General features: G+C 64.9%; 20 protein-coding genes and 1 pseudogene. 15 read left to right on the top strand and 6 right to left on the bottom strand.

Translation table 11 applies throughout. The features are described 5' to 3' along the window. Positions 1 to 68: 68 nt before the first annotated feature. Positions 69 to 1,064, bottom strand: coding sequence for a 23S rRNA (guanosine(2251)-2'-O)-methyltransferase RlmB (gene rlmB / locus KIH76_RS10930; protein WP_219070692.1), 996 nt, complete (start codon positions 1,062 to 1,064; stop codon positions 69 to 71). Between the two features lie 84 nt (positions 1,065 to 1,148). Here rlmB and KIH76_RS10925 point away from each other — a divergent pair, with 84 nt between their 5' ends. After that, on the top strand, positions 1,149 to 2,546 hold the full coding sequence (locus tag KIH76_RS10925; RefSeq protein ID WP_219070704.1) for an MDR family MFS transporter: 1,398 nt from the start codon (positions 1,149 to 1,151) through the stop codon (positions 2,544 to 2,546). A gap of 53 nt (positions 2,547 to 2,599) precedes the next feature. Here KIH76_RS10925 and KIH76_RS10920 read toward each other — a convergent pair whose 3' ends face one another. The 4 genes from KIH76_RS10920 to KIH76_RS10905 form a co-directional block, all read right to left on the bottom strand. Further along, on the bottom strand, positions 2,600 to 2,854 hold the full coding sequence (locus KIH76_RS10920; protein ID WP_219070702.1) for a Txe/YoeB family addiction module toxin: 255 nt from the start codon (positions 2,852 to 2,854) through the stop codon (positions 2,600 to 2,602). Next, positions 2,854 to 3,123 carry a type II toxin-antitoxin system Phd/YefM family antitoxin gene (locus KIH76_RS10915; RefSeq protein ID WP_219070690.1) on the bottom strand — a complete coding sequence of 90 codons (270 nt, stop codon included), beginning with the start codon at positions 3,121 to 3,123 and terminating at the stop codon, positions 2,854 to 2,856. The genes KIH76_RS10920 and KIH76_RS10915 overlap by 1 nt, the downstream gene beginning before the upstream one ends. 340 nt (positions 3,124 to 3,463) lie before the next feature. After that, entirely contained in the window at positions 3,464 to 3,826 is a 363-nt protein-coding gene (locus tag KIH76_RS10910; RefSeq protein ID WP_214374789.1) for a hypothetical protein, read from the bottom strand. Continuing rightward, on the bottom strand, positions 3,823 to 4,155 hold the full coding sequence (locus tag KIH76_RS10905) for a hypothetical protein (RefSeq protein WP_214374790.1): 333 nt from the start codon (positions 4,153 to 4,155) through the stop codon (positions 3,823 to 3,825). The genes KIH76_RS10910 and KIH76_RS10905 overlap by 4 nt, the downstream gene beginning before the upstream one ends. 371 nt (positions 4,156 to 4,526) lie before the next feature. Here KIH76_RS10905 and KIH76_RS10900 point away from each other — a divergent pair, with 371 nt between their 5' ends. From KIH76_RS10900 to KIH76_RS10885, 4 genes and pseudogenes are all read left to right on the top strand, one after another. Continuing rightward, positions 4,527 to 7,139 carry a prolyl oligopeptidase family serine peptidase gene (locus KIH76_RS10900; RefSeq protein ID WP_338023674.1) on the top strand — a complete coding sequence of 871 codons (2,613 nt, stop codon included), beginning with the start codon at positions 4,527 to 4,529 and terminating at the stop codon, positions 7,137 to 7,139. A 350-nt stretch (positions 7,140 to 7,489) separates the two neighbouring features. Next, positions 7,490 to 10,066 (top strand): annotated as a pseudogene (locus KIH76_RS10895) (YhgE/Pip family protein); the annotation flags it as partial. A 401-nt stretch (positions 10,067 to 10,467) separates the two neighbouring features. Continuing rightward, on the top strand, positions 10,468 to 12,822 hold the full coding sequence (locus tag KIH76_RS10890) for a YhgE/Pip domain-containing protein (RefSeq protein WP_219070685.1): 2,355 nt from the start codon (positions 10,468 to 10,470) through the stop codon (positions 12,820 to 12,822). A gap of 79 nt (positions 12,823 to 12,901) precedes the next feature. Continuing rightward, entirely contained in the window at positions 12,902 to 14,008 is a 1,107-nt protein-coding gene (locus KIH76_RS10885; protein ID WP_219070684.1) for an alpha/beta fold hydrolase, read from the top strand. A 21-nt stretch (positions 14,009 to 14,029) separates the two neighbouring features. Here KIH76_RS10885 and KIH76_RS10880 read toward each other — a convergent pair whose 3' ends face one another. After that, positions 14,030 to 14,998: a helix-turn-helix transcriptional regulator gene (locus KIH76_RS10880; RefSeq protein ID WP_214374795.1), complete on the bottom strand. Its 969-nt coding sequence runs from the start codon at positions 14,996 to 14,998 to the stop codon at positions 14,030 to 14,032. Positions 14,999 to 15,414: 416 nt separating this feature from the next. On the opposite strand from KIH76_RS10880, the gene KIH76_RS10875 reads away from it, so the two are divergent. The 10 genes from KIH76_RS10875 (at position 15,415) to KIH76_RS10825 (ending at position 26,598) form a co-directional block, all read left to right on the top strand. After that, positions 15,415 to 16,926: an amino acid permease gene (locus KIH76_RS10875; RefSeq protein ID WP_214374796.1), complete on the top strand. Its 1,512-nt coding sequence runs from the start codon at positions 15,415 to 15,417 to the stop codon at positions 16,924 to 16,926. A 122-nt stretch (positions 16,927 to 17,048) separates the two neighbouring features. Next, positions 17,049 to 18,260: a MalY/PatB family protein gene (locus KIH76_RS10870; RefSeq protein WP_219070683.1), complete on the top strand. Its 1,212-nt coding sequence runs from the start codon at positions 17,049 to 17,051 to the stop codon at positions 18,258 to 18,260. Positions 18,261 to 18,460: 200 nt separating this feature from the next. Further along, entirely contained in the window at positions 18,461 to 19,390 is a 930-nt protein-coding gene (locus KIH76_RS10865) for a DMT family transporter (RefSeq protein WP_236037001.1), read from the top strand. Positions 19,391 to 19,624: 234 nt separating this feature from the next. Beyond that, positions 19,625 to 21,295: a VWA domain-containing protein gene (locus tag KIH76_RS10860; RefSeq protein ID WP_236037000.1), complete on the top strand. Its 1,671-nt coding sequence runs from the start codon at positions 19,625 to 19,627 to the stop codon at positions 21,293 to 21,295. 127 nt (positions 21,296 to 21,422) lie between these two features. After that, positions 21,423 to 22,085 carry a hypothetical protein gene (locus KIH76_RS10855; RefSeq protein WP_236036999.1) on the top strand — a complete coding sequence of 221 codons (663 nt, stop codon included), beginning with the start codon at positions 21,423 to 21,425 and terminating at the stop codon, positions 22,083 to 22,085. After that, the gene (locus tag KIH76_RS11650; protein WP_236036998.1) at positions 22,082 to 23,161 is read left to right on the top strand and encodes a substrate-binding domain-containing protein; all 1,080 of its coding nucleotides are present in this window, start codon (positions 22,082 to 22,084) and stop codon (positions 23,159 to 23,161) included. The genes KIH76_RS10855 and KIH76_RS11650 overlap by 4 nt, the downstream gene beginning before the upstream one ends. Positions 23,162 to 23,193: 32 nt before the next feature. Next, positions 23,194 to 24,372, top strand: coding sequence for a toxic anion resistance protein (locus tag KIH76_RS10840; RefSeq protein WP_236036997.1), 1,179 nt, complete (start codon positions 23,194 to 23,196; stop codon positions 24,370 to 24,372). A gap of 307 nt (positions 24,373 to 24,679) precedes the next feature. Then, entirely contained in the window at positions 24,680 to 25,048 is a 369-nt protein-coding gene (locus KIH76_RS10835; protein WP_214374800.1) for a YccF domain-containing protein, read from the top strand. A 207-nt stretch (positions 25,049 to 25,255) separates the two neighbouring features. Further along, positions 25,256 to 25,588: a putative heavy metal-binding protein gene (locus KIH76_RS10830; protein ID WP_214374801.1), complete on the top strand. Its 333-nt coding sequence runs from the start codon at positions 25,256 to 25,258 to the stop codon at positions 25,586 to 25,588. A 50-nt stretch (positions 25,589 to 25,638) separates the two neighbouring features. After that, positions 25,639 to 26,598 (top strand): TatD family hydrolase, encoded by a 960-nt coding sequence (locus KIH76_RS10825; protein WP_219070681.1) that lies wholly within the window; start codon positions 25,639 to 25,641, stop codon positions 26,596 to 26,598. The last annotated feature ends 181 nt before the right edge of the window (positions 26,599 to 26,779 follow it).

Here is a 26,779-nt window from a genome sequence, read left to right as displayed (position 1 = left end):
AAAAAACGGCCGTGACCCGACATCAGGTGCCGGGTCACGACCGTTTTGTATGTTGCCTTAAACCAGGGTCACGCCTGTGCGGCGGCGGCCTCTCGGCGGGCGCGGGCGACCGCGTACAGGCTGATGCCTGCGGCGACCGATGCGTTGAGCGACTCGACCATGTTCGAGATCGGGATGCCGGCGATCGAATCGCACGCCTCGCGCACGAGACGGCTCAGGCCGCTGCCTTCCGAGCCGAGCACCACCACGAGCGGATCGGTTTCGAAACCGGTTTCGCCCACCATCGCGTCACCGCCGCCGTCAAGGCCGACCACGTAGTAGCCGCGTTCCTTGAGGCCGTCGATCGCCTTGTTCAGGTTCACCACGCGCGCCACCGGCATGTGCGCGGCCGCGCCGGCCGACACCTTCCACGCCGCCGCCGTCACCGAAGCGGAACGACGTTCCGGCAGAATCACGCCGTTCGCGCCGAACGCGGCGGCCGAACGGATCACCGCGCCGAGGTTCTGCGGGTCGGTCACGCCGTCCAGCGCGATGAACAGCGGACGCGCGTTGATGCGCGCGGTGGCTGAATTCGCGGCCTCCATCGCGCGCGACTTGCGTTCCGCCTGCTCGACCAGATCGGCCAGCGCGGAATACTGGTACGGCTGCACCTTGAGCACCACGCCCTGATGGTTCGAGGAGTGCGCGATGCGGTCCATCTCGAGGCGGTCGGCCTCCAGCAGATGCAGGCCGTTCGCACCGGCCAGCTTCACGATCTCGCGCGTGCGGTCGTCATGCTCGATGCGCGCGGCGATGTACAGCTGCGAGCTCGGCACGCCCACGCGCAGCGCCTCGAGCACCGCGTTGCGGCCGATGACCAGATCGTCGGAATCCGACGTGAACTTGGCCGCGCGACGGCGTGCAGCCAGTCGCGGATCGGCCATCTGACGGCGCTGCGCGATCTTCTTCTCGCGATACGCCTTGTGATACACGCGGTCCTCGGCCTTGGGAGTCGGCCCGTGACCGCGCAATGCATTGCGATGCTTTCCACCCGACCCCTTGGTCGGTCCTTTCTTAATAACCATAGGTGTCATTCTCCCAGCACCCCGCGCCAAACGCGGTGTGCCGGCATATGCGGGCGTAATAGGATGTTTCCCGTGAAACAATCGATGACGCGACGCAATATCTTCGGACTGCCCCTGCTGTTCTGGGGCCTGTGGCTGGCTCTGCTGATCCTGTGGATGGGGCGCTTCGTCATCTCGTTCATGTCGATGTATCTCGTCAAAGACCTGCACGTCGACGCCGGCGTCGCCGGCACGATCGTCTCCATGTACGGATTCGGCGGCATCTTCGGCTGCCTGTTCGGCGGTTCGCTGTCCGACCGGTTCGGCCGTCAGTCGATGATCATCAGCGGCGAGATCGGCGCGGCGATCATGCTGATCATTCTGTCGTTCATCGACGATCCGTTCGTGATGGGCGCGATGCTGCTCGTCTACGGCGCGATCTCGTCCATCCCGACCCCGGCCATCGCCGCGTACATCGCCGACGTCGTGCCGATGCGTGCGCAGAAACGTGCGTACACGCTGCAAACGTGGGCGGTCAATTTCGGATTCGCGATCGGCCCGATCATCGCGAACCAGCTCGTCAAGATCTCATATACGCTGATGTTCTACGCGGAGGCCGTCATCCTCGTCGTTGCGACGGCCATGCTCATCGTCTTCTTCCACGAAGCCCGCAAACTCGCCGGTCACGACGCGGCTGCCGCCGTCATTCCAAGCACAGGCGAAACGGCGTCTCCTGTCATTTCGAGCGAAGGCGAAGCCGAAGTCGAGAAATCTTCTCCAAGTCCGGCCGCGTCAGCCTCGGAAGATCTCTCCGCTCCGCTTCGCTCCGGTCGAGATGACAGGGGAGAGGGGCGATCCGATCAATCCGCAGAGCAGCCCGTCTCGATGCTCGACAACTATCGTCGTGCGCTCACCGACTGGCCGTTCATGTCGATGGTCGTGTTCATGTTCTGCTATACGATCGCGTACTTCCAGCTCACCAGCGGCCTGCCGATCGCGCTCACGCAGCTCGGCATGGGCACGGACCAGTATTCTGTGCTGCTCACGATCAACGGCGGCATGCTGTGCCTGCTGCAGATCCCGTCGCTCGCCGTGTTCAACCGCATGAGCAACACGCGCGTGCTCGTCCTCGGCATGCTCATGACCGCGGTCGGTTACGCGTTCCAGATCGGCGCGACCACATGGCACGGCTTCGCGATCGCCGCCGTGCTGTGGACGCTCGGCGAGCTCGGCACATTCCCGATCGCCGCGACCACCGTCGCGAACCTCGCCCCGGCGAACGCGCGCGGCACGTATCAGGGCCTGTACAACCTCGTCTGGTCACTGTCGAACGGCGCCGCGCCGCTGGTCGGCGGCTGGATGATCTCCCGCTTCGGCAGCCGCACGCTGTGGATCTGCTGCACGGTCATGTTCCTGCTCGTCGCCGCCGGGTTCGCCGCGACCAAGGGCGCTCGCGAACGCGCCGTGGCCCGCAACCTGCGCGAAGCCGACCTCATCGGGTGAGTGGCTCGTTCTGTTCCGCGGTTGCTTCCATCCGATGTCGTAGCCGCGCGCGTCTAGTAGTGGTCTTTCGCGGACAGAATACACAGTCGGTCGCCGTCGACCGTGTAGATCAGCCGGTTTGCCGCGTCGATGCGACGTGACCAGGCGTTGTCGAATATCCACTTAAGCGGTTCCGGCTTGCCGATGCCTGCGAACGGGTCGCGCTGCATGTCTCTGATGAGTGTGTTGATGCGTTTAAGCGTTCGTTTGTCCTGTGACTGCCAGTACAGGTAGTCGTTCCACGCGTCGTCCGTCCAGCACGGCAGCATCATTCATCCTCCGGTTCAATGAGGTCGTGCTGCGCGCCGCCGCCCTGCGCGAGTTGCGCGATGCCGCGCGCGACCTTGCTGCGCAGATACGGGTTTTGCGCCACTCGCGCCGATTCCATAAGCGAATCGTAGTCGTTGACGCTCATGACGATCACGTTGTCTTCGGGGTTGACGTTGGTGACCAGCAGCATGTCGGCGTCTTCGTTGACCTTGCGCATGTATGACTTGAGATTGTTGCGGAACGCGCTGTACGACACTGCCTGCACCATGTTGATCTCCATTCGCGGCGGCGATAGTGATTGTACAGGATATTGTACTATGTAATGTGGTGCGGGGTTGGGCGGCGCGATGCTGCGGGGCGCGTGAATCGGTACGGTTGTGGCGGTCATGGTCGTCGCTCCTTCGTCGATACGGCTGCGGGCCGGTTTCGGCCGCGCGATGTCCGATGACCATATCCGATGCCGACTTCCCCTCGCAAGCCAAACCGGGGTATGTGGTCGAAAGGTATCGGGTTATCCACACCCGGCGTGTCTGTCCACATTTGTTGTGGATAACCGACTGTTCGGCCTCGCTCAATTTGTGGATAAGTCCGGCGGATTGTGTCGGAGTCTATGCCAACGCTCGATCGATGAGTTCGTTGATGGCTTCCTCTCGCGTGAGGTGATGCGTCTGCGCGTAAACGAGGAGCTTCTGTTCACGGGTGAGTCCAGATTGCGCGAGGCTTTGGCCGAGTGCCTGCCGCGTGTATTCGCTCGGTGTGATGTGCTTGATGTTGGCGGCGGCTTCCACAAGCGTCCACAGCTCGTCCGGAACGCGGATGGTGTGGGCCTTCATATCGACGCGACTTGGCGGGAACGGATCCGATTCGCGGGTGAGCGTGCAATCCGGGAACCCGTCCTCGGCCTCCTGTGCCCAGCGTTCGACCATTTCGTCGGTGATGGGTGTGCCGTCTTCGGCCAGATACTGCTTCATGCTTGGCTCCATTCCTTGAAGAATCCTTTGGTCAGATAGTTGGCGTGAATGATGAGCGGCGCCTTGTCCGCGGTCTTGACATACACGAGTTCGATCGCGCGGCGCTGCTGGTCGAATCCGACGGCCGCCCAGCGCGGCGGATCGGCGTCGTGATCCCGTGCGCGGATGCGGGCCGGACCGATGCGCGTGACGAATGCCGACTCGATCTGCGCGCTCGTCAACCCGTGTGCGGTCAACGCGTGCGGGTGGATGTCGATATCGGGTTCCTGATGATCATCGTACCATGCCGTATGACGATTGTCATACATTGGGAATGGGCTGTCGGTCATTGATCGTCCTTTCGCGTCGGTGCGGAATGGACGATGACTGTACGTATCGACTGGTTCGCGCGCAAGCCAAACCGGGGTATGTGGTCGAAAGGTCTGGGGTTATCCACACCCGGCGTGTCTGTCCACATGTGTTGTGGATAACCGGGTGGCGTCTTTTGTGGCGATTGTGGATAAGTCTGATGATCGCACCGGCGATGCTGCGATGCCGCCGTACTGCCATGCGCGGCATCCGTGGAATGGGTGATCGTTAACGCGGGTGTGCGGGCGGCGGGGTAAGGTGGCGCGATATGAGTGAAGATACTGCTGTGAACGGCGTCAATAACGACGCCGCGACGAATACCGATAATGTCGTCAGCGGCACCGCGGTGAATATCAATGATGCCGCCGCCGTCAACGACGCGATCGCCGCGTTTCCCAAACTGCGTGCCCGCACGCTGCGTTTCGGCTGCGGCGCGCCGCGTTCCGCACAGGTGATCGGCGACGGTACCCGCGCCCTGTTCCTGCGTTCGGACGGTCCCGAAGACCTCGTGACCGCGCTGTGGCTGAGCGTGATCGACCCCGACGGCACGCACCACGAGATCAAGCTCGCCGACCCGCGCGACCTGCTCGCCGATGCGGATGCCGAAGATGTGCCGGCCGAGGAGAAGGCCCGCCGCGAGCGCGCCCGCGAAGGCGGCATGGGCATCGTGAGTTACTCGGTCGATGCTGCCGGCCGCCGCGTGGTCTTCACGATCAACGGCCGCCTGTTCCTCACCGAAATCCTCGACGGCAACGCGCCCGCCGACACTTCCGATAGCGCCCCGACCGCCCGCACACGCCAGCTCGCCGCACCCCAGCTCGACACCGACGACCAGTGGATCTACGGCCCGGTCCTCAACCCGCGCATCAGCCCGGACGGCAAGCACGTGCTGTACACGACTGGCGAGCATCTCATCCTCATCGACATCGCCGACTGGGACGACGCGCAGGCCGTCGCCGATCAGCCGGCCGGCGAACTCAACGACGGCGTGTTCGTCGCCGCGGACGATGCGGAAGCCGCGCTGCTGGAAGGTACGATCGCCGCGGACGATGATGAACTGGCGACCGGTGACCGGATCGGCTCGATCTGGAGTGTGTGCGACAACGATCGCAGCGATGACAACGATGGCGGCCACGTCGCCGAAAACACGTGGAAGATCGGCCTCGCCGAGTTCGTCGCCGGCGAGGAAATGGACCGCTACGACGGCTTCTGGTGGGGGCCGGACTCGCGTCACATCCTCTTCGAGTCGTTCGACATGTCGCCCGAACCGATGTGGTACATCAGCGACCCGGCCAACCCCGACCATCCCGCGGACGGCCGTCACTACCCGCGCGCCCTCACGCGCAACGCCGACACGCATCTGACCGTCGCCGAGCTGTCCTTCGATGACAACGGTCGCTACTGCGGCATCACCGGCGCATCCGTCAAATGGGATCGCAAGACGTACGAATACATCGCTGCCGTCAACTGGAGCAAGGGCCATGATCTGATCGTGCTCGTGCAGGATCGCTGCCAGCGCAACGATCAGGTGCTCGCGGTCACGGTCGATGGCGCGCAGTCCGGTGCGACGCGCGTGCTCGAAACGCACCACAACGACCAGTGGATCGACCTCGTGCACGGTACGCCAACGTTCGCGCCGGACGGTCGACTGATCTGCCCGCTCAACGATATGGACACGGACACGAACCGGCTGACGGTCGACGGCCGCCCGTTCACGCCGGCCGGCTGGAACGTGCGCGATCTGCTCGACGCGACCGATACGGACGTACTCGTACGCGTGCAGCGCGAGCCTGATCTCGCGCCCGACGTGCCGGCCGCATGGGCCGGCGGCGACGCGACCGAGACTGCCGACGAACGGCTGGTCGGCGGTCACGATGCCCGCAGTTTCGACGTGGTGAGCATTGCATACGATGGCACGATCACGCCGGTCACCACCGCCCCCGGCGCATGGACGGCCTCGCGCGGACCGCGCGGCATCGTCGTGTCCGGTCACGACATGACCCATCTCAAATCGCAGATGTGGCACGAGACGATCGACCCGCAAACCGGCGACCAGCAGCCCGCCGGCCCGAGCGCAACCCGACCGCGCCGCTTCGAGATCGCGAACCATGCCGCCGAACCGGGCTTCACCGCGAACGTCACGTTCACGCGGCTCGGCGAACACCGCCTGTACACGGCCATCATCGCGCCGAGCGCCAGCAGCCCGTACGCGCACGCCGAGCAGCTGCCGGTGCTCATGAAACCGTACGGCGGACCGGGATTCCAGCAGGTCATCGCGAACCAGTATATGTACTGGGAAGCGCAGTGGTGGGCCGATCAGGGATTCCTCGTGGTGACGGCGGACGGCCGCGGTACGACCGGTCGCGGGCCGAAGTGGGACCGCGAGATCTTCGAGAACATGAAGGACGTGACGCTGGCCGATCAGGTCGAGGCCGTGCACGCGCTGCCTGACGCGATCGCCGCGCTCAACGCCGACGAATCGCTGCGCGCCGGCAACGACACCGGCGACAGCGCCGCCCGCCCGGCCACCCCCGCGCCCGACCTTGACAAGGTATGCATGATCGGCTGGTCGTACGGCGGCTTCCTCTCCGCGCTCGCCGTGCTCGATGCGCCCGACGTGTTCAAGGCCGGTTGCGCCGGCGCCCCGCCGACCGACTGGACGCTGTACGACACGCATTACACCGAGCGCTATCTCGGCCTCAACCCCGAGGTGTACGCGCGCAACGGCATCGTGCAGGATGCGCCGAAACTGCATCGCGCGCTCATGCTCATCCACGGGTTCGCCGATGACAACGTCACCATCGCGCACAGCCTGCGACTGAGCCAGGCGCTCATGGCGGCCGGCCGGCCGCACACGTACCTGCCGCTCACGGGCATCACGCACATGACCAACGACGAGACGGTGGCCGAGAACCTGCTCACCCTCCAGCGCGACTTCCTGCGCGACGCCCTCGACCTGCGCTAAGCCGTGAGCCTTCTAGCGGAAAACGGACGCTGGGCCGCCCCCTAGCGACCGTTTTCCGCGAGAAAAGGGCCGCTCCTAGCGGGAAACGCCCTCTGCGGGGCGATTATGCGGTCGTTTTCCGCCAGAAACCTCCAGATCCTGGCGGAAAACGACCTCGCACCGTGCAAAGAGAGAGCGTGGCACCCGCGGAACTGCACCCGGGGCATGGTGCGCCGTCCCGCACCCGCCACTATGTGAGAGACCCGCGGCCGCATAGCGGTCGATGTGTGTTCGCCGAACGGATATCTGGACAGCGGCGCGTTTTATAGTGGGGCTGATGCCAGCGGCCGTGGTGTGAAAAGAGGATGTACGTGCACACGATTTTGAGGATCTTCACCCGCGACTTCCTGCGGATCGTCCGCAACCCCGTCGCCCTCGTGGTCACGCTCGGTGTGGCCATCATCCCGTCGCTGTACGCATGGTTCAACATCCTCGCCAACTGGGACCCGTACTCGTCCACCGGCAACCTGCAGGTCGCCGTCGCCAACGACGATACCGGCGCGACCAACGACCTCGTCGGCAGTCTCAACGCCGGCAAGCAGGTCGTCGCGCAGCTCAAGAAGAACAGCAGCCTCGGCTGGCGGTTCGTCAGCGAGGAACAGGCCATCCAAGGCGTGCAGTCCGGCGAATACTACGCGGCGATCGTCCTGCCGAAAGACTTCAGCGAGAACCTTGTCGGTTCGGTCACCGGTTCGAAGAACAAGCCGCAGATCAAGTACTACGTCAACGAAAAGAAGAACGCGATCGCGCCGAAGATCACCGACACCGGCGCGACCACGATCGACTCGCAGATCAACGCGACGTTCGTTTCGACCGTGGCCGAAACGCTCGCGGAGACGATCACGAAAGCCGGCAACACGATCGGCGACGCGGCGAACGACACGCAGAACGACACGATCGGCGACCTCAACACCGTGCTCGCCGACCTCGACGACGTGCAGCGGTCGTTGACCGACCTGCAGTCGACCATCGACCAGTCGGCCGGCACGATCGACAGCGCGAAACAGAACGTCGCCGATCTCAAATCGACGATCGCCGCGGCCAAGCTCGCGTCCGGCAACGCGGGCGGCCTGCTCGCGCAGGCACAGTCCGGCACGCAGGACTTCTCCACGCAGCTCGTCGGCAAACTCGACGACGGCTCCGCGCAACTGTCCGCGCTCGCCGTCGCCGCGAACCAGTCGGCCGGCACGATCACCGGCACGTTCAACCAGGCGCAGGATTCGGTCGACACCGTCACCGACGCGATCAACAAGCCGCTCGACAGCGTCGCCGCAACGATCGACCGGATCGAAACCGCGCTCAACGATGCCGGACTGCCGCAAGACACCACCGATAAGGTCGGCCAGCGCATCTGGAAACAGGTCGACTCGATCGACCAGACCATAACCCAGCAGCAACAGCAGGTCGCCACGTTCCACCAGGACACCACGCAGTTCATCACGAGCGGCAAGGACGCGACCGGTAACCTCTCCGGCGCACTCACCGACACCGCGAGCGGCGGCATCGCCACGCTGGGCACCGCGCGAAGCAGCCTCACCGGCACGATCCTGCCGAACATCACCGCCTCGCTGAACAGTTTCTCCGCGCTCAACGGCACCCTGAACGGCACGCTCACCTCGCTCGACTCGACGCTCGACCAGACCGGCGGGCTGCTCGACCAGCTCGCCACCACGCTCGCGCAGACCAAGACCACGCTCGGCACCACGAAAGACTCGCTCGCACAGGTCTCCGCCGACATCACCACCGTGCGCACCGACATCGCCGCGCTCGACAGTTCGGCCGCCTACCAGAAGATTCGCGACGCGCTCAACCTCGACAGCAAGGGGTTCGGCGAGTTCATGGGCACGCCGGTCACGCTGCACACGAACGTCGTGTATCCGGTCGACAACTACGGATCGTCGGTCACGCCGTTCTACACGAACCTCGCGCTGTGGGTGGGCGGCTTCGTGCTCATCGCGATCTACAAGCTCGAGGTCGACCGCGAATCGCTCAAGCACGTGACCGCCACGCAGGCGTATCTCGGCCGTTGGCTGCTGCTCGTGACGGTCGGCTTCATGCAGTCGGTCATCGCGTGCGTCGGCGACCTCGTGCTCGGCATCCAGTGCGATCATCCGCTGCTGTTCATTCTCGCGGGCGTGTTCTGCTCGTTCGTGTACATCAACATCATCTACGCGCTGGCCGTCGCGTTCCGGCATATCGGCAAGGCGGTCGCGGTCATCCTCGTCATCATGCAGATCCCGGGCGCGTCCGGCCTGTACCCGATCGAGCTTATGCCCGACTTCTTCCGCGAGCTGCACCCGTGGTTGCCGTTCACGTACGGCATCAACGCGATGCGCGGGCCGATCGCGGGCCTGTACGGCGGGCAGTACTGGTCGGACATGCTGCATCTGGCGTACTATCTGCCGGCCGCGCTGTTCGTCGGCCTCGTCGTGCGGCGGTACGCGATGAACCTGAACGCGCTGTTCGACCGGCGGCTGGGCGACACGGACCTGATGATCACCGAGCACAATTCGATGGTCAACGAGCGCGTGAGCCTGACCCGCGTGTTCCGCGCGGTGTCCGACAGCGCGGACATGCGTGCGGTCATCAAGCGGCGCGCGCACCGGTTCTTCGCGATGTATCCGCGCATGATCGTCGCCGGCCTCGCGTTGCTGACCGTGCTGCCGGTCGTGTTCCTCGTGCTGCTGTTCGTGCTGCCCGCGAAGATACAGATGCTGACCGCGTGGATCGCATCGATCATCGTGATCGACGCGTACCTGATCGTGGTGGAATACACGCGCGAAAGCTACGCGCGCCAGCTTGGCGTGAGCGCGATGAGCGCGGACGAGTTCCGCGACGTGATGCTCAACGGGTACGTGTGGCGGCGCACGCACGGGCGGCATGAGGCGCGGCGCGCGGGCGGCTTGGCTGCTGCGGCTGCCGTTCCGGGATTGCTCGGCGGATTGGCGGCCGGCGCCGCGCGTGACGATCACACGGACGCCGCGGACGATCTGGAATACGGTTCCAGCCCGGACATCAACGAGATCACGCAGGAGCTGCCGATTCTCGGCGGCCGCCATCGGCGTAGGCATGCTGCCGATCCGACTCCGACCGACTCGGCCACTCCTGTCATTTCGACCGAGCGTAGCGAGCGGAGAAATCTTTCCGGTGAATCGGCGACGGAAGATTTCTCGACTCCGCTGCGCTCCGCTCGAAATGACAATGGTGTGGATCGCTCCGCTCGAAATGACAATGGTGGGGGAACCGGTTCTGCCGGCAACGGCAATCACACGACGGAAGGAGACGCGCGATGAGGAACATCTGGCGAATCTTCGTGCGCGACGTACGCCAGTCCACGCGCAACGTGATCGCGGTCATCGTCGCGATGGGCCTGGTCATCATGCCGTCGCTGTACGCGTGGTACAACATCGCCGCCAGCTGGGATCCGTACGGCAACACGAAGGCGCTGAAAGTCGCCGTTGCGAACGTCGACAAAGGCTACAAGTCCGAGCTCATGCCGGTCACCATCAACGTGGGTGAAACCGTGACGAACGCGTTGCGCGCCAACCACCAGCTCGACTGGCAGTTCGTCGACAAGGACAAGGCCATCGACGGCGTGCACTCCGGCGAATACTACGCCGCACTCGTCATCCCGAAGAGCTTCAGCGCCGACATGATGACGCTGTTCTCCGACAAGGTCAAGCACGCGAAGCTCGAATATTATCTCAACGAGAAAATCAACCCGATCGCGCCGCACATCACCGATCAGGGCGCATCCACGGTCGCCACGACCATCGACCAGACCTTCGTGAAAACGCTCGGCGAGGTCGCGCTCAACCTCGCATCCAGCGTCGCGGACTATGCGCAAAGCCCGGAAATGTCGCAGTATGTGACGAACGCGACCGAACACCTCTCATCGATGTCGTCCAAGCTCACGAGCACGGCCGCGCAGATCGACGCGTACTCGTCGCTGCTTGGGGCTGCGAACGATATCATCACGTCCACCGACAAACTGCTCGGATCGGCCGGATCGGGCGCCGCCGATACCAAAAAGGCCATCGCGCAGGCGAGCGACGGCGTGAGCGGGCTCGACAGCGCGCTCACCGGCGCGACGAGCGGTGTGAAAACCGCGCTCGGCCAGGCCGATTCGTCGTACGATTCGATCAGCAAGCAGATCGACGCCGCGTTCGACGACGTGAACTCGCAATCCTCGCAGGTCTCCGGCAAACTCACTGACCTGCAAGCCAAGATCCAGGAACAGGCCGACGGATTCGGCTCGTACGCGTCCGCGCTGGACTCGCTCTCGCAGTCGCTGGCCGACCAGACCGGTACGACGATCGGAGAACAGGCCGTCTCGGACGTGAAGGCGGCGCTCGACGCGGCTTCCGCCAAGGCCCGCGACGCGCAGACCAAGCTTTCCGACGCGGCCGCCGCGCTCGGCGACGCGGCGAAACAGCTCAACACGGGCACCGCCGACGCTGACGCCGCGCGCCAGCAGCTCAAGGACAAGATCACCGCCGCGCGGCAATCCGTCAGCAGCCTCAACGACTCCTACAACGCCACGCTCAAGCCGCAGCTCGACGCGCTCGCATCATCCATGAACGACGTGGCCACGCAGACCGGCACCGTGGTCGACGGGCTGAGCGCCACCATCAGCAGCGTCTCCGGACTGTCGGGCAGCATGTCGGGCAGCATCTCCGACATGCGCACGTCGCTCGCCGACGCGTCGTCCGCACTCACCAAGTCGGCCGCGAAACTCGATGATCTCTCATCGACCATCACATCCACGCTGTCGGGCGGCGTGCCGGACGTGTCGTCGCTCACCAGCGACCCGGATACGCTCGCGACCGTGCTGAGCGCGCCGGTCTCCGTTAACCGCATCGCCGTGTATCCGATCGCGAACTACGGCTCCGCGATGACGCCGTTCTACACGGTGCTGTCGATCTGGGTCGGCGCGATCATCCTCGTCGCCATGCTCAAGGTGTCGATCTCCGACCACGAGAAGGCGAAGATCCTCGGGCTCGGCAACGAACTGCCGCTCGGCGAGACGATGGGGCTGCGCGAGGCGATGATCGCGGGACGTGCCGCGGGACCGGCCGCCGCGCTCGACGTGCTCATGAAGCCGCGGCCCGAATCGCCGGGCAACGCGAGCCGGTTCGGACTGAAACTGCATCAGGAATACTTCGGACGGTACATGATCTTCGGGGCGCTCGCGCTCATGCAGGGCACGCTCGTGTGCCTCGGCGACCTGCTGTATCTGGGCGTGCAATGCGAGCATCCGTTGCAGTTCCTGCTCACCGGATGGCTGGCCGCGCTCGTGTTCTCGTCGCTCATGTACACGCTCACCGTCTCGTTCGGCGACATCGGCAAGGCCATCGCGGTGGTGCTGCTCGTCGTGCAGGTGGCCGGCACGGGCGGCACGTTCCCGATCGAGACGTTGCCGACGTTCTTCCAGATCCTGTCGCGGTGGCTGCTGTTCCCGTACGCGGTGGACGCGATGCACGCGGCGATGGCCGGCTCGTACGGCATGGAATATTGGGTGTCGATGGGCAAGCTGGCGCTGTTCCTCGTGCCGGTGCTGCTGCTCGGCCTGGTGCTGCGCAAGCCGGTGATCCGCCTGAACGATTGGATCATCCGCAACCTTGAAAGCACGAAGGTGATGTGACGGGAGCGGCGCGTGTTGTGCGGGCGGGCACGGTGTTTTGCCCGGTTTCTCGCGTCGGCGGATTGGGTAGCATGGTGGCATGGACCTGAGGATGCTTGATGAAACCCGGTACGCCGACGAGATGCGCGGGAAGGTGTTGCCGGCATTGACGCGATGCCGCGCCGAAGGATGGATGGAACCGGCCGAAGTGGATGGGCTGCCGGTGTTGCCCGGAACCGCCGTCCGTGACGCTGACGGCGGCGGTGACGCGGCGGACGCGTCCCACGCCGGCAAGCTGCACTACGTCTGCTACGACGCGGCCAAATTCGACGCGTTGCGCGAGGACGATGCGACCGGCATCTTCCGCGGCGCGATCGTCATCTCGCACGGCTTCACCGAGTTCTCCAAAAAGTATTCCGAACTCATCTGGTATTTCCTCCTCGCCGGCTATTCCGTCTGCCTCATGGAGCATCGCGGCCACGGCCATTCCGCCCGCGACGTGAGCGACGACTGGCTCGTGTGGATCGACGACTGGCACCGCTATGTGGCCGATCTCGCCAAATTCGCCGACACGATCGGCAAGCGGTACGCCGACGGCCAGCCGCTCAACCTATTCTGCCATTCGATGGGCGGCGGCATCGGCGCGGCCGTGCTCGAACAGCATCCGACCCTCTTCGACAAGGCCGTGCTCTCCGCCCCCATGATCGCCCCCGCAACCGGCGTCCCGAACTGGCTGGCCCGCGCGCTCGCCGAAGTGATGTGCGGCATCGGCCTTGGCAAGCATCCGGTGTTCGGCCAGGGGCCGTTCGTGCCGGAGTACAAGCCGGAGGAACATGTGGGCGCGTCCGCGGCGCGCACGCGCTGGTATCACGAGTGCCGCTGCGAGGACGAGCGTTGCCAGACCAATGCGGCCGCCTTCGCGTGGGTGCGCGAGGCGCTGCGCCTCTCGCATGCGGTACTCAAGCCGGACGCGTGCGAGAACATCGAGACGCCGGTGCTGCTGTTCCAGGCCGGCCGCGACATCTGGGTGCTCAACGAACCGCAGAACCGGTTCGTCGCCCGCGTGAAGAACGGCGGCGGCGACATTCGGCTGGTGCGTTACCCCGAGTCGGTGCATGAGATCTTCAGCATGCCGAACGACACGTTCCGCCCGTACCTCAAGCAGATCCTCGACTTCTACGAGTCGAACGAGATCCAGACGCTGTGACGGCTTTCGCCACACGGAGAGCTATTCGGCGCCGGCTCGCACCTGCTTGAGGTAGCGGTAGACGGACGGCTGGGATACGCCGAGCCGTTCCGCGACCGTGTCGACCGCGCCCTTGAGTGTGAACACACCCGCGTCCTCCAGCTCGCGGATGAGGGCGAGCCGTTCGTCGCGGCTCATGCGCTCCGGTTCGACCCCCGCGTTCGCGCAGAACGCCGTGATGCGGCTGATGGTCAGATCCTCGGCGTTCACGGAGAAGTTCTCGATCGGCGCGGACAGGCGCGCATGCGACGCGGCAGCGCCGGCCGGGCCGGCCGCGGAACCGGCTCCTGGATCGCACGCGCAGCACCGGCATCCCGGCTCATGGCCGTCGTGGCCTGCCGCGCGGTCGGTCTGCCCGACGGTCCCGGCATCGCCGGATCCGCCGCCTTCGCCGTGCGCGCCGGTCTCCGTGCCGTTCGCGTCCGCCGTGCCGTCGGCGGTCTTCGCGTCGGCTGCCGCGTCGGCCGCCCCGTCGGCCTCCGCGCCCGCGGCATCCCCGGCCAGCGTGCTTCGCCGCACGGCCGCGCCGAACCCCTTCGGCATCGCCGGCGCCAGATAGTCGAACAACTGGGCCACCGCATGCACCGCACCCACCAGCGTCGACGCGTCGTGGTTGATGCACAGCGTCCCGATGGCATCCCCGTCCTCGTCGCGGATGAAGAACGTGGACGACACCAGCTCGCGCCCGTCCGCCGTGGTGCCCGTGTAGCGCGTGATGTAGTCGCGCCGCTCATATTCGCGGTTGCGCCACACCCGCAGGATCAGGTCGGTGGCCGGCCCGCCGAGCGAGCGTCCGCTGACGTGCCCGTTGGCGATGGCCACGATGGAATGTTCGAAGTCGCGGCAGTCCTGCAGCACGACCTCGGTGTTGCGTCCGAGCGCCACGCCGAGGAAGTCGACCAGCGCCGCGTAGGGCTTGAGTTCGGGGGAGATGTTCGGTGATGCTGGCATGTGCTCTCTTCTCGGGTGATTCGTCTGGTTCGGTCGGTTCGGGCTGTGCGGGCCGACCGGTCGGACTGCTCGGTCTGTAACGGTCCACGCCGGTTCGGACTGTTCCGGTCGGTTCGGACGGACTGGGCAGGCCGTCCGGCAGGACTACAGGCGGTTCGATCGGACCGTGGGTTCGTGCCGATCCGCAGCGCCCGCCGCCGCGCGGTGTGCCATCATCCTAGACGCACCCGCGCGATCGCGCCCGCCCGCGTCCGTTCGACGAAAATCCGCAAAGTGATAATAATTTATCTTTCTGCAAAATAATTATCATTCCCGTAACACAACGCGACCAGACCCGCAACGTGCCCGGCCCATACTGTCATGCAAACGCCGCGGATATTCGATCCGCGACGGCACGGTGTAAGGAGGTGGCCACGATGGAGACTTCACAGGCCGACTATGAACAGGACGATCTTCAGCGCGGGCTCAAGCCACGGCATATGCAGATGATCGCGATCGGCGGCGCGATCGGCGTCGGATTGTTCTACGGATCGTCCGGCGCGATCCAGTACGCCGGGCCGGCCGTGCTGCTGGCCTACGCGATCGCCGGACTCGCGATCTTCTTCGTGTGCCGCGCGGTCGGCGAGATCGCGGTCGAGGAACCGGTCGCCGGCGCGACCGTCGCCTACGCGAGCCGCTACATCCACCCGTTCGCCGGATTCGCGCTCGGCTGGACCGGCCTGCTCGGCTGCATCGGCGGCATCGGCGCCGAGTTCAGCGCCCTCGGCGCGTACGTGCAGTACTGGTTCCCGCAGGTGCCGACGTGGGTGTCCGGAGCCGTCGCGCTGGCCGTGATCGCCGCCGTGAACCTCGTGTCCGTATCGTCGTTCGGCGAGATGGAATTCTGGCTGTCCGCGATCAAGGTCGTCACGATCCTCGCGATGATCGCCTGCGGCAGCTGCATCATCGTGACCGGACTCGGCGACGGCGGCCACGCCGCGCTGCTGCACAACCTGACCGCCAGCGGCGGGTTCCTGCCCAACGGCCTGACCGGCCTGATGTTCTCGCTCGTGCTCGTCGCGTTCGCGTTCGGCGGCACCGACTCCGTCGCCTGCGCCTCGGGCGAGGCGGCCAACGTGAAGAAGACCCTGCCGAAGGCCGTCAACGGCGTGTTCTGGCGCATCATGATCTTCTACGTCGGCGCCACGCTCGTCATGCTGTGCATGTGGCCGTGGAACAAGCTCGCCGGCGTCGGCAGCCCGTTCGTGCAGGTCTTCTCGCAGATCGGTATCCCGGCCGCCGCCTCGATCATCAACTTCGTCGTGATCACCGCGTCGCTCAGCTCGCTCAACAGCGGCATGTACCTCTACAGTCGCCAGATCTACAACCTCGCGTTGCAGGGCCGCGCCCCGAAGGCGCTCGCCAAGGTCTCCAAGCACAAGGTGCCGTACGCGTCCGTGCTCACGATCTCCGCAGGCCAGATCCTCGGCGTGCTGCTCATGATGGTGCTGCCCGAGCGCGCGTTCGAACTGTGCTCCGCGATCGTCGTGTTCATGCTCGTGTTCGGCTGGGTGTGCGAGCTGCTCAGCGAGCTGCACTTCCGCACGATCAAGCGCCGCGAAGGCAAGGAAGACGAGCTGACGTTCAAGATGCCGTGGTGGCCGTACTCGAACATCTTCGCGCTCGCGTTCATGGCGCTGATCCTCGTGATGATGGCGATCATGCCGGCCTACCGGATCACGTACCTGGTGACGGTGCCGTGGATGCTGATGCTGTTCGTCGTCTACCGCGTGCAGGAGCGCTCGCGGGCCAAGCGTGAGCTGGCCGTGGACGTGAGCCGCGGCGTGGCAGTCACGGATGGCGCGGTTCCGGCTGCGGTGGTGGCCGCCGAAGTCGCGGACGCCGAACCGGCGGCGGTTTCGGCCGCGGTTGCTGTGGCAAGCATCTGAAGCGATTAAGCTAAATACAGTTTGGCCGCAGGCCCGCGGTGGCAGCCCGGGCCGGGGCCGCAAACGGAGTGCCGGTTCGACATGTGCCGGCACTCCACGTATGTCAGAAAGGAAACACGTCAATGACCTACGATTTCACGTCCATCATGGATCGCCACGGCAAGGATTCCATCGCGGTTGATGGCCCGGGCACCATGCCGGGATTCGCTCCCGATCCGCCGAAGGAAGGCTTCGACGTGATTCCGATGTGGGTCGCCGACATGAATTTCCCCACCGTCCCGACCATCACCGAAGCGATCATCGAACGTGCCAAGCATCCGGCGTTCGGCTACTTCCAGCCCACCGACGAATACTTCGACTCGATCATCAAGTGGCAGTCCGTGCGCAACGGCGTGACCGGCCTGACCAAGGAGGCCATCGGCTATGAGAACGGCGTGCTCGGCGGCGTGATCTCCACGCTGACCGCGTTCGCGGCCCCCGGCGACTCGGTGCTGCTGCACAGCCCGACCTACATCGGCTTCACGATGAGCATCGAGAACAACGGCTACCACATCGTCCACAGCCCGCTCAAGCGCGACGAGAACGGCATCTGGCGCATGGACTTCGAGGACATGGACCGCAAGATCAAGGAGAACAACATCCACGTCGCCGTGTTCTGCAGCCCGCACAACCCGTGCGGCCGCGTGTGGGAGCGCTGGGAGATCGAAAAGGCGATGGAGGTCTACAAGGCGAACGACGTCGTCGTTATCTCCGACGAGATCTGGTCCGACATCATCCTCTCCGGCCACAAGCACATCCCGACCCAGTCGGTCAGCGAGGACGCCCGCAACCGCACCGCCGCGTTCTACGCGCCGAGTAAGACGTTCAACCTCGCCGGCCTGGTCGGCAGCTACCACATCATCTACAACAAGTACCTGCGCGACCGCATCATCGCCAAGGGCTCCAAGTCGCACTACAACGAGATGAACGTGCTCTCGATGCACGCGCTCATCGGCGCGTACAAGCCGGAAGGCTACGAGTGGTGCGACGAGCTGCGCGCCGTGCTCACCGAGAACGTGGACTACGCGGTCGACTACATCACCGAGCACTTCAAGGGCGTCTCGGTCGCCAAACCGCAGGGCACGTACATGCTGTTCCTCGACTGCAGCGAATGGTGCAAGGAGCATGGCGTCGAACTGCCCGAGCTGGAGAAGCGCGGCTGGGACGTGGGCGTGGCCTGGCAGGACGGGCGCATGTTCAAGGCCCCGTGCGCGATCCGCATGAACCTCGCGCTGCCGCTGAGCCGCGTCAAGGAGGCGATGGACCGCCTCGACAAGTACGTGTTCAACGCGTAAGCCGTCGCCGGCTGGCCGGTTCGACTGATGTCCGCCGGCTGGCCGGTTTCCGTCCGACCGTTCCGGTCGTTGCGGCCGTAACCGAGTCCGCGTCGCAGTACGTTGGCTTGGTTGCGGCCGTTTCCGTGTGCCGCCCGATCCTGCGCGATACAATGCGTGGGTTTGTGATTCACGCAGAGGAAAGATCGGGCGGTGCAGTGATGGCGGAGCGCAGCGGACGGAGTCGTCGTCGGGAGCCCTCGTTCGAACGCACCCCGCGCGACATCCTGATCGGCGCGGCGCTCGTGCTCGCCGGCGGCGTCATGTGGGGCACGAACGCCACCGTCTCGAAACTGCTCATGGGCACGTATCACGCCGATCCGCTGTGGATCGCGTGCGTGCGCGAACTGTTCGCCGGCATCATGTTCCTCGCCGTCGCGGCCGTGCGCCAGCGTCGTCTGCTGATCGGCGCGCTCGCCGACCGCAAGGGGTATCCGTCGCTCATCGGCAGCGCGTTGGTGTGCGTGCTGCTCGTTCAGGTCGCCTACCTGTGTTCGATCAACGCGACGAACGCGGGCACGGCGACCGTATTGCAGTCGCTGAACCTGCTGTTCGTGCTTGCGTACGTATGCATCCGTAGGCGACGGTGGCCGAACCTGCGTGAAAGCGTGGGCGTAGCGCTCGCGTTCGCCGGCGTGGTGCTGTTGGCGACGGGCGGCGACCTGACGACGATCATGCTGCCGGCGATCGGTCTGATGTGGGGCCTGATCAACGCGGCCGCGACTGCCGCGATGTCGGTGCTGCCGATCCGGCTGATCGCGCGGTGGGGCAACATGACGGTGAACGGGATCATGTTCGTGATCTCGGGACTGGTGCTGCTGCCGGTGGTGCGGCCGTGGGCGAGCGCGCCGGTGCTGGACTGGTTCGGTGCCCTGCTGATGGTGTACACGGTGGTGTTCGGCACGTTTGGAGCGTTCGGATTGTTCTTGGCCGGGATGATGCGCGTCGGTTCGATGCGGGCGACGATGCTCGGCACGAGCGAGCCGGTCGCCGCGACGATCACGTCGGTGGCGTGGGCGGGCGCGGTGTTCTCGTCGGCCGATTTCGCAGGGTTCGCGATGATCCTCGCGATGGTGTTCCTGGTGCGCTGATCCGGAGCCGGGCGCGCGGGCAGGTAGTGCGCGCGTGCGGCGACGTTGCCGGCGCCGAAACGTAATGTACTGTTCACCATGCGTTCAGGTGTTGCTGGTTGCCGGGATGCCGCCGTATTCGACAATGGTGATATGAGTGGAACAAGCAAGGGTTCTCGCAACAACGTAGTGTGTGAAACGCTTCGTGAAACGGGCCGTGACGCGGCGGCCGGGTTCCGTGCGGCCATTGTTGGCATGCGATCCGCGGCCCGACGCACGGTGACGGCCGCCGTCGCGATCGTCGCCTCGCTGACGATGCTCGCCGCATGCTCGATGCCGGGCAAGACCAGCGGCGGCACGGCGGATCCGGGCAAGACCCAGACGTTCACGCCGGCCAAGGGCAAGGCCGAGGCGACGCTCAACATCGCGTCCGGTTCGGAGAACAAGGAGGTCGCCGACGCGATCCAACAAGCGGTGGACGATTCCGGCGTGGCCGTCACCATGAACTACATGGGATCGCTCGACATCATGACCGCGCTCGAGAACGGCGGCGGCAGCTACGACGCGGTCTGGCCGGCATCTTCGATGTGGATCTCGATGGGCGACACCAAGCACATCGTCAAGGATGCGGCCAGCACGTCGACCACGCCGATCGTGTTCGGCATCGCCAAGTCCAAGGCCGAACAACTCGGCTGGGCGGACTCGTCCGGCGAAACGCAACCGGTGAAGACGGCGGATATCCTCGCCGCGGTATCGTCCGGCAAACTCAAGTTCTCGATGACTTCGGCCACGCAGTCGAACTCCGGCGCGTCCGCGTACCTCGCGTTCATGACCGCGCTCACCGGCCGCGACGAGCCGCTCAATGCCAACGATCTGGGCGATGCGAAGCTTACCAATCAGGTGACCGCGCTGCTTAAGGGCGTCGACCGGTCGTCCGGTTCGTCCGACTGGCTCAAGGACATGGTCGTCGCGAACCCCGACCGGTTCGACTCGATGGTCAACTACGAATCGCTGGTCATTCAGGCCGACAAACAGCTCACGCAGAACGGTCATGATCCGCTGCTGACGATCTACCCGGCCGACGGCATCGCGGTGTCCGACTCGCCACTCGGCTACGTCGACCGCGGGCAGAATCTCGACTCGTCGTTCACCAAATTTCAAAAAGCGCTGAGTTCCAAGGATTCCAAGCTGCTGTTCGAACGTGCCGGCCGGCGCACCGGACTCGGCGGCACGCTCGCGTTCGGCAGCGACAACGATGTCAAGCAATCGTTCCGCGCCGAATGGGGCGTGAACACGAGCGCCGACGCGCTGAAAACGATCGCCCTGCCGTCCGCCGACGTGATCAGCCAAGCGCTTACCGTCTACCAGACCAAGCTGCGCAAGCCCAGCTACACGATCTGGGTCGTCGACTATTCCGGCTCGATGAGCGGCGACGGCAAGGACGGCGTGGTCGGCGGACTCAAGGCCGCGCTCGACCCGAACGAGGCGAAGCAGTCGCACATCGAACCGTCGGACGGCGACGTGAACATCCTCATCCCGTTCTCGTCCACCGCCGAAAACGCGACGCGCGTCAACGGCACGAACACCGGCGAACTGCTCTCGCGCGCCGAAAGCACCGAGGCGACCGGCGGCACGAACATCTACGACGGCCTGAACTCCGCGCTCGGCATGCTGCCGGAGAACCCCGGCAACTACACGACCGCGATCGTGCTCATGACCGACGGCCAGTCCGACACCGGCGACAAGAACTACTTCACCGATCAGTACCGTTCGCGCGGGCAGGACGTGCCAATCTTCTCGATCATGTTCGGCGATGCCGACCCCGACCAGCTCAACGAGCTCGCGAGCCTGAGCAATGCGAAGGTGTTCGACGGCCGCAACGGCGACCTCGCCGCCGTCTTCCGCCAAGTCAAGGGCTTCAACTGATGATCGGGACATGCTGGCTGTTATGCTCGGCTCCCTCTGATGAGGGGGCTGTCAGTCGAAGACTGACTGGGGGAGAGCCCGAGGTTCATGTCGTTGATGGTCGATCGCGCCGTCAAAGGAGCATCCAATGATCGGCGTGATTGCTGGATTCGTGATCGGATTGGGACTGGCCGGCCTCGCGTTCTGGCTGGCCGGCGGCGGCCTGCTCGGCATGGCGCTCGGCGTGGTGTGCGCGGTGGGCGGCTACATCGCCGGTTCGACGCTGTTGCAGCCGGAACGCCGGCTCGGCAAGATCGTCGTGTCCGCGTTGCCGAACGGGCAGAAGGCCGCCGCCGCTATCGACGATGCGAACGCGATGCTGAACCGCATCAGCATGCTCGCCGGGCAGATCGGAGACCCGCAGGTGCGGCGCGAGGCCGACGACTTCATCGCCGCGACCCGCGACCTGACACGCTACGTGACCACCGACACAAGCGCATACGCGACGCTGCGTCACTATACGAACGTGTACGGCGGGCAGACGGCGAAACTGCTCAAGTCGTACGTCGATGTGGAACGCTCCGGCGCGCACGACCAGCTGCCGGTCGCCCAACGCGAGACGGTCGAGGCGCTGCAGGTGCTCGAACGTACGGCGGCGGGGGAGCTGTCGCGCGCGGTATCGGCCAAGACGCTCGGCATCGCGGCCGATTCCGAAGCGATCCAGCGCCTCGCCAGCATGGACGGCTATTCGGTGGAGGATGCGGGCGAATCAGGCCATGACGGCGGCGAAACGGGGGAGAAGACGCAATGAAACTCACGAAATCAAAGGTCATCGGACTCGTATCGCTGGTCGTGGTCGTCATAGTGATCCTCGGCACGATCGTCTGGCGGCAGGCCCAACCCAAGCCGGTCGAAATCCAAGAAGTCAACGGCTATCTCGGCGGCGAGAAAATCGGCCTGTTCGACGACGATCAGTTCGCCACACTCGCCGAACAATCCGGCCTCAAGGTCAACTACCGCAAGGCCGGATCGCTCGCCATGATGGACGCCGACCGCTCCGGCATGGACTACCTGTTCCCGTCGTCGCGTGCGGCCGTCGAATACGGCAAGGCCAAGGGCGTGGACACATCGAACGCCGACATCGTGTTCAATTCGCCGATCGTGATCTACACGCACAAGGCCGTCGCGGACGCGCTCGTCGGCAGCGGCATCATGAGCAAGGACTCGGCCGGCGCGTACCACATGGACATGGCCAAGGCCGTCGACGCGATGGTGGGCAACAAGACATGGGCCGACGTCGGCTATCGGAACGGCTACGGTCAGTTCCGCATCGACTCGACCGATCCGGTCAAATCGAACTCCGGCAACGAATACGCGGCGCTCGTCGCAACCGTGCTCAACGGCGGTCAGCCGGCCACCACCGATTCGGTCGCGCGCGACTCGGCCAAGATCAAGGCGATCTTCGCGAAATCAGGCTGGATGGAAACCAGCTCGGAAGACAGCTTCAACCAGTTTCTGACGCTCGGCGTCGGCTCGAAACCGATGATGATCGGCTACGAATCGCAGCTGCTCGACCTCGCCGTCAACCAGCCGGACGCGTTCAAGCAAGTCAAAGACGACGTCGTGATCGTCTACCCCACACCGACCGTGTGGAGCACGCACACGCTCATCGCGCTCGACGACAAGGGCTCGCAACTGCTGAAACTGCTCAAATCCGAAGCCGTGCAGAAGCTCGCATGGGAACGCCACGGGTTCCGTGCGGCCAACTTCGCCGGCACGGACTCCATCAAGCGGTTCAACGTGCCCGGCACGCTCGAACAGGTCACCGCCGTCACCGAACTGCCCAACAACGCCGCCATGCAGGCCATCATCAAAGCCTTGAGCTGAAACCAGCACCAACATCCGAAAGGGGAACCATCATGACCAAGCAACTCACCCTCGCCGACCTCGCCGGCGGCAACAACGCCGTCGTCTCGCCGAGCCTCGCCACACCCGCCGATCCGGCCGCCGGAACGGTCGTCCCCACCGCCGACCAGGCCAAGGCCGAAGCCGCGCTCACGCCGGACGAGCAGATCGCCAAGCTGCCCGCCGCCGACCAGCAGCAGATCGCCCAGCTCGCCGGCAACATCGACCTGACGCGCGACGGCATCGAATCGTCGTACGGCAAGGACGTGCAGCGCGCCACCTCCACGTTCGCCGACGAAATCCTCTCCGAAACCCGGTCCAAAGACACCGGCGAGGCCGGCGACCTGCTCGCCACCATGCTCACCACCATCGACGAGGCCGAACTCGGCGGCTTCCGCAAGCTCCCGATCATCGGCCAGGTCGCCGTCTCCATCGACAAACTGCGCCGCCGCTACCAGAAGGTCGACGCGCAGATCGACGAGATCATCACCAAGCTCGAACAGGCGCAGGCCAAGCTCGTCGCCGACATCTCCATGTACAACACCATGTACGAGCAGAACGCGCAGCAGTACCGCTCGCTCAAGCTCACCGTGCTCGCCGGCAAGAAGGCGCTCGCCGACTTCAACGCGAACCAGCTGCCCGCGCTCGAGGCCGAGGCGGCGAACAGCGGCGACGCGATGCAGGCGCAGGTGCTCAAGGACTTCAAGTCCAAGCTCGACCGGTTCGCCAAGCGGCTCGACGACCTCGACCGCGTGAGCGTCGTCACGCTGCAGACCGCGCCGCAGATCAAGATCATCCAGAACGCCGACCAGACCATCGTCGACAAGATCGACACGACCATCTCCACCACGATCCCGGTGTGGAAGTCGCAGATGGTGATCGCGCTGGGCCTGTCGAACCAGCGGCAGGCGCTCGACCTGCAGAACAAGGCCGACGACGTGACCAACAAGCTGCTCTCGCGCAACGCCGAGGCGCTGCACAAGGGCGCAGTGGACGCGGAGAAGGCGAACCAGCGGTCGGTGATCGAGATCGACACGTTGGAGAAGATCAACTCCGAGCTGATCGCCACGCTGCGCGAAACCGTGCAGATCCAGAAGGAAGGCAAGGCGAACCGCGAGGCCGCTCAGGTGAAGATGCGCCAGATCGAGTCCGATCTCAAGGCCGCGCTCATCGACAACGCGCAGCGGCTGTAGGAGCCGCCGGGCGGCGTAGCGGTCGTTTCCTGCTATGATCGGAGCCCTTCTGGAGGAAAACGACCTCTGCGGGCGCCTGTAGAGGTCGTTTCCCGCCAGAATCGATATCTTCTGGAGGAAAACGGACATTTTTGGCTCCCGTAGCGTCCGTTTCCCGCCAGAAAGCTCTGATCCTGGCAGGAAACGGACGCCATCCAGCCGTCTCCGCGGCCCCGCACTCCGCCCGCCTGGCCGTCGCCCCCGAATCAGGGACGAATCAGTGGTTTCCCTGAGCCTTTGCGCGCCGCGCACATGCCATGATGGACTCATGAGACTGTTAGGCAATATTCTGTGGCTGATCCTCGGCGGCCTGTTCCTGTCGCTCGGCTGGGCGATCGTCGGCCTCGTGCTGTGCGTGACGATCATCGGCATTCCGCTGGGACTCCAGGCGTTCAAAATGGCGGCGCTTACGCTGACGCCGTTCGGGCAGACGGTGGTGTACCGCGGCGGTGTCGGATCCACGCTGGCGAACATCCTGTGGGTGGTGTTCGTCGGCTGGTGGATGGCGATCGGGTATGTCGGCGCCGGATTGGCGAACTGCATCACGATCATCGGCATCCCGTTCGGCATCCAGTCGTTCAAGATGGCCAAACTGGCGCTGTGGCCGTTCGGCGCGGACATCGTCAGCGTGCGATAGCCGGGCGTGGCTCCGGCTCCGGTTATCTGCGAGATCTGCGAGCTGGGGGTAACGACCATCACTCAATCAGCATGACGTGGAACGGACCCATTACGCGTTCTTCGCGTCGTTCGTGATATGGGATGATCCGCGATGCGGACGTACAATGAGACCGTTGGGAGCGGTCGGTCTGATCCGGCCACACGATTCGAGCAAAGGGGATCGACCATGATTCTGGTCACCACCACGCCGTCGGTCGACGGCTACACGGTCACGAACTATCAGGGCATCGTGTTCGGCGAGGTCGTCGCCGGTGTGAACATGTTCAAGGACATCGGCGCGAGCTTTCGCAACATGTTCGGCGGCCGCAGCCAAGGTTACGAGGAGGAGCTGTTGAACGCCCGCAACGAGGCGATCGCCGAGATGCAGCAGCGCGCAGAAGCCCTCGGCGCGCATGCCGTGATCGGTGTCGACATCGACTACGAGGTGCTCGGCACCGACGGTTCGATGCTCATGGTCACCGCCTCCGGCACCGCCGTGCAGCTCGCCCGCAAGGCGTGACGGCAAGACGGCAAACCCGCGGGCAGTCGGCCGGCCTACACTGGTGACCCATGAGCAAGCATCATCACCGCGACCGCAGCTGGGCGCCCGCGCCGCCCGCATTGCCGGCCGACGCGCAGGTCATCGACAACCATACGCACGTCGCCTCCGTCGTGCCGTTCGCCCGTGCCATGAGCCACGAAGCGGTCGAAAAAGGCCAGCCGGAAGTCCCCGTATACGGCGTGGACGAATTGCTCGCCCAAGCCGCGGCGGTCGGCGTGACCGGCATCATCGACTGCGGCTGCGAACTGCCGAACCTGCAGGTCGCGATCGACATGGCCCGCGAACATCCGGGCCAGGTGCACGCGGCCATCGCCATCCACCCGAACGAGGCGGTACGTCACGGCCACCGCGCAGCTCCCGGCCCGGACGGACTCGCCGTCAAATACCAGCCGTACCACGACGTCGGCTTCGACGACGCGATGGCCGAGGTCGCGCGGCTCGCCAAAGCGTACCCCAAGCAGGTCGTCGCGATCGGCGAAACCGGCATGGATTTGTTCCGCACCGGCGAATCCGCCGCGCACCTGCAACGAGAGGCGTTCCGCGCGCACATCGCGCTCGCCAAGGAACTGAACCTGCCGATGCAGATCCACGACCGCGACTCGCATAAGGAAGTCATCGAGACGCTGCTCGCCGACGGCGCCCCCGAACGCACCGTGTTCCACAGCTATTCGGGCGACGCGGCGATGGCCGAGGTCGCGCGCGAGCACGGCTGGTACCTGAGCATGTCGGGAACGTGCAGCTACAAGGGCAACGACGGCATCCGCGAGTCGGCCAGGATCGTCGGACTGGACCACGTGATGGTCGAGACCGACGCGCCGTATCTGACGCCGATGCCGTACCGCGGTCGGACGAACGCGCCGTACATGATCCCGTACACGTTGGCGGCGCTCGCGGATGTGTTCGATATGCCGATCGCCGACGTGGCGCGCGGGACGCGGCAGACGACGCGGACGGTGTACGGGATCTGATACACAGAGCCGGGAAACGCCCCGTTTTCGGGCGTATCGGACTGTGCCGATCTGCACCGTGTTTGGTTGTTTGATGGGTTGAGTGGCGACGCTGACGCTCGCACCATGCGTGGTGTTGTTTGAAAACCTACGCGTGGGAGCGGACGTGGCGTGTTAGCGCGTGCCTCGTCGGATGGCTCGT

The sequence above is a fragment of the Bifidobacterium simiiventris genome, assembly GCF_019331715.1.
GTDB classification, from domain to species: domain Bacteria; phylum Actinomycetota; class Actinomycetes; order Actinomycetales; family Bifidobacteriaceae; genus Bifidobacterium; species Bifidobacterium simiiventris.
Note: the sequence above shows the minus strand (reverse complement) of the source record. Positions and strands in the feature narration are given on the sequence as shown.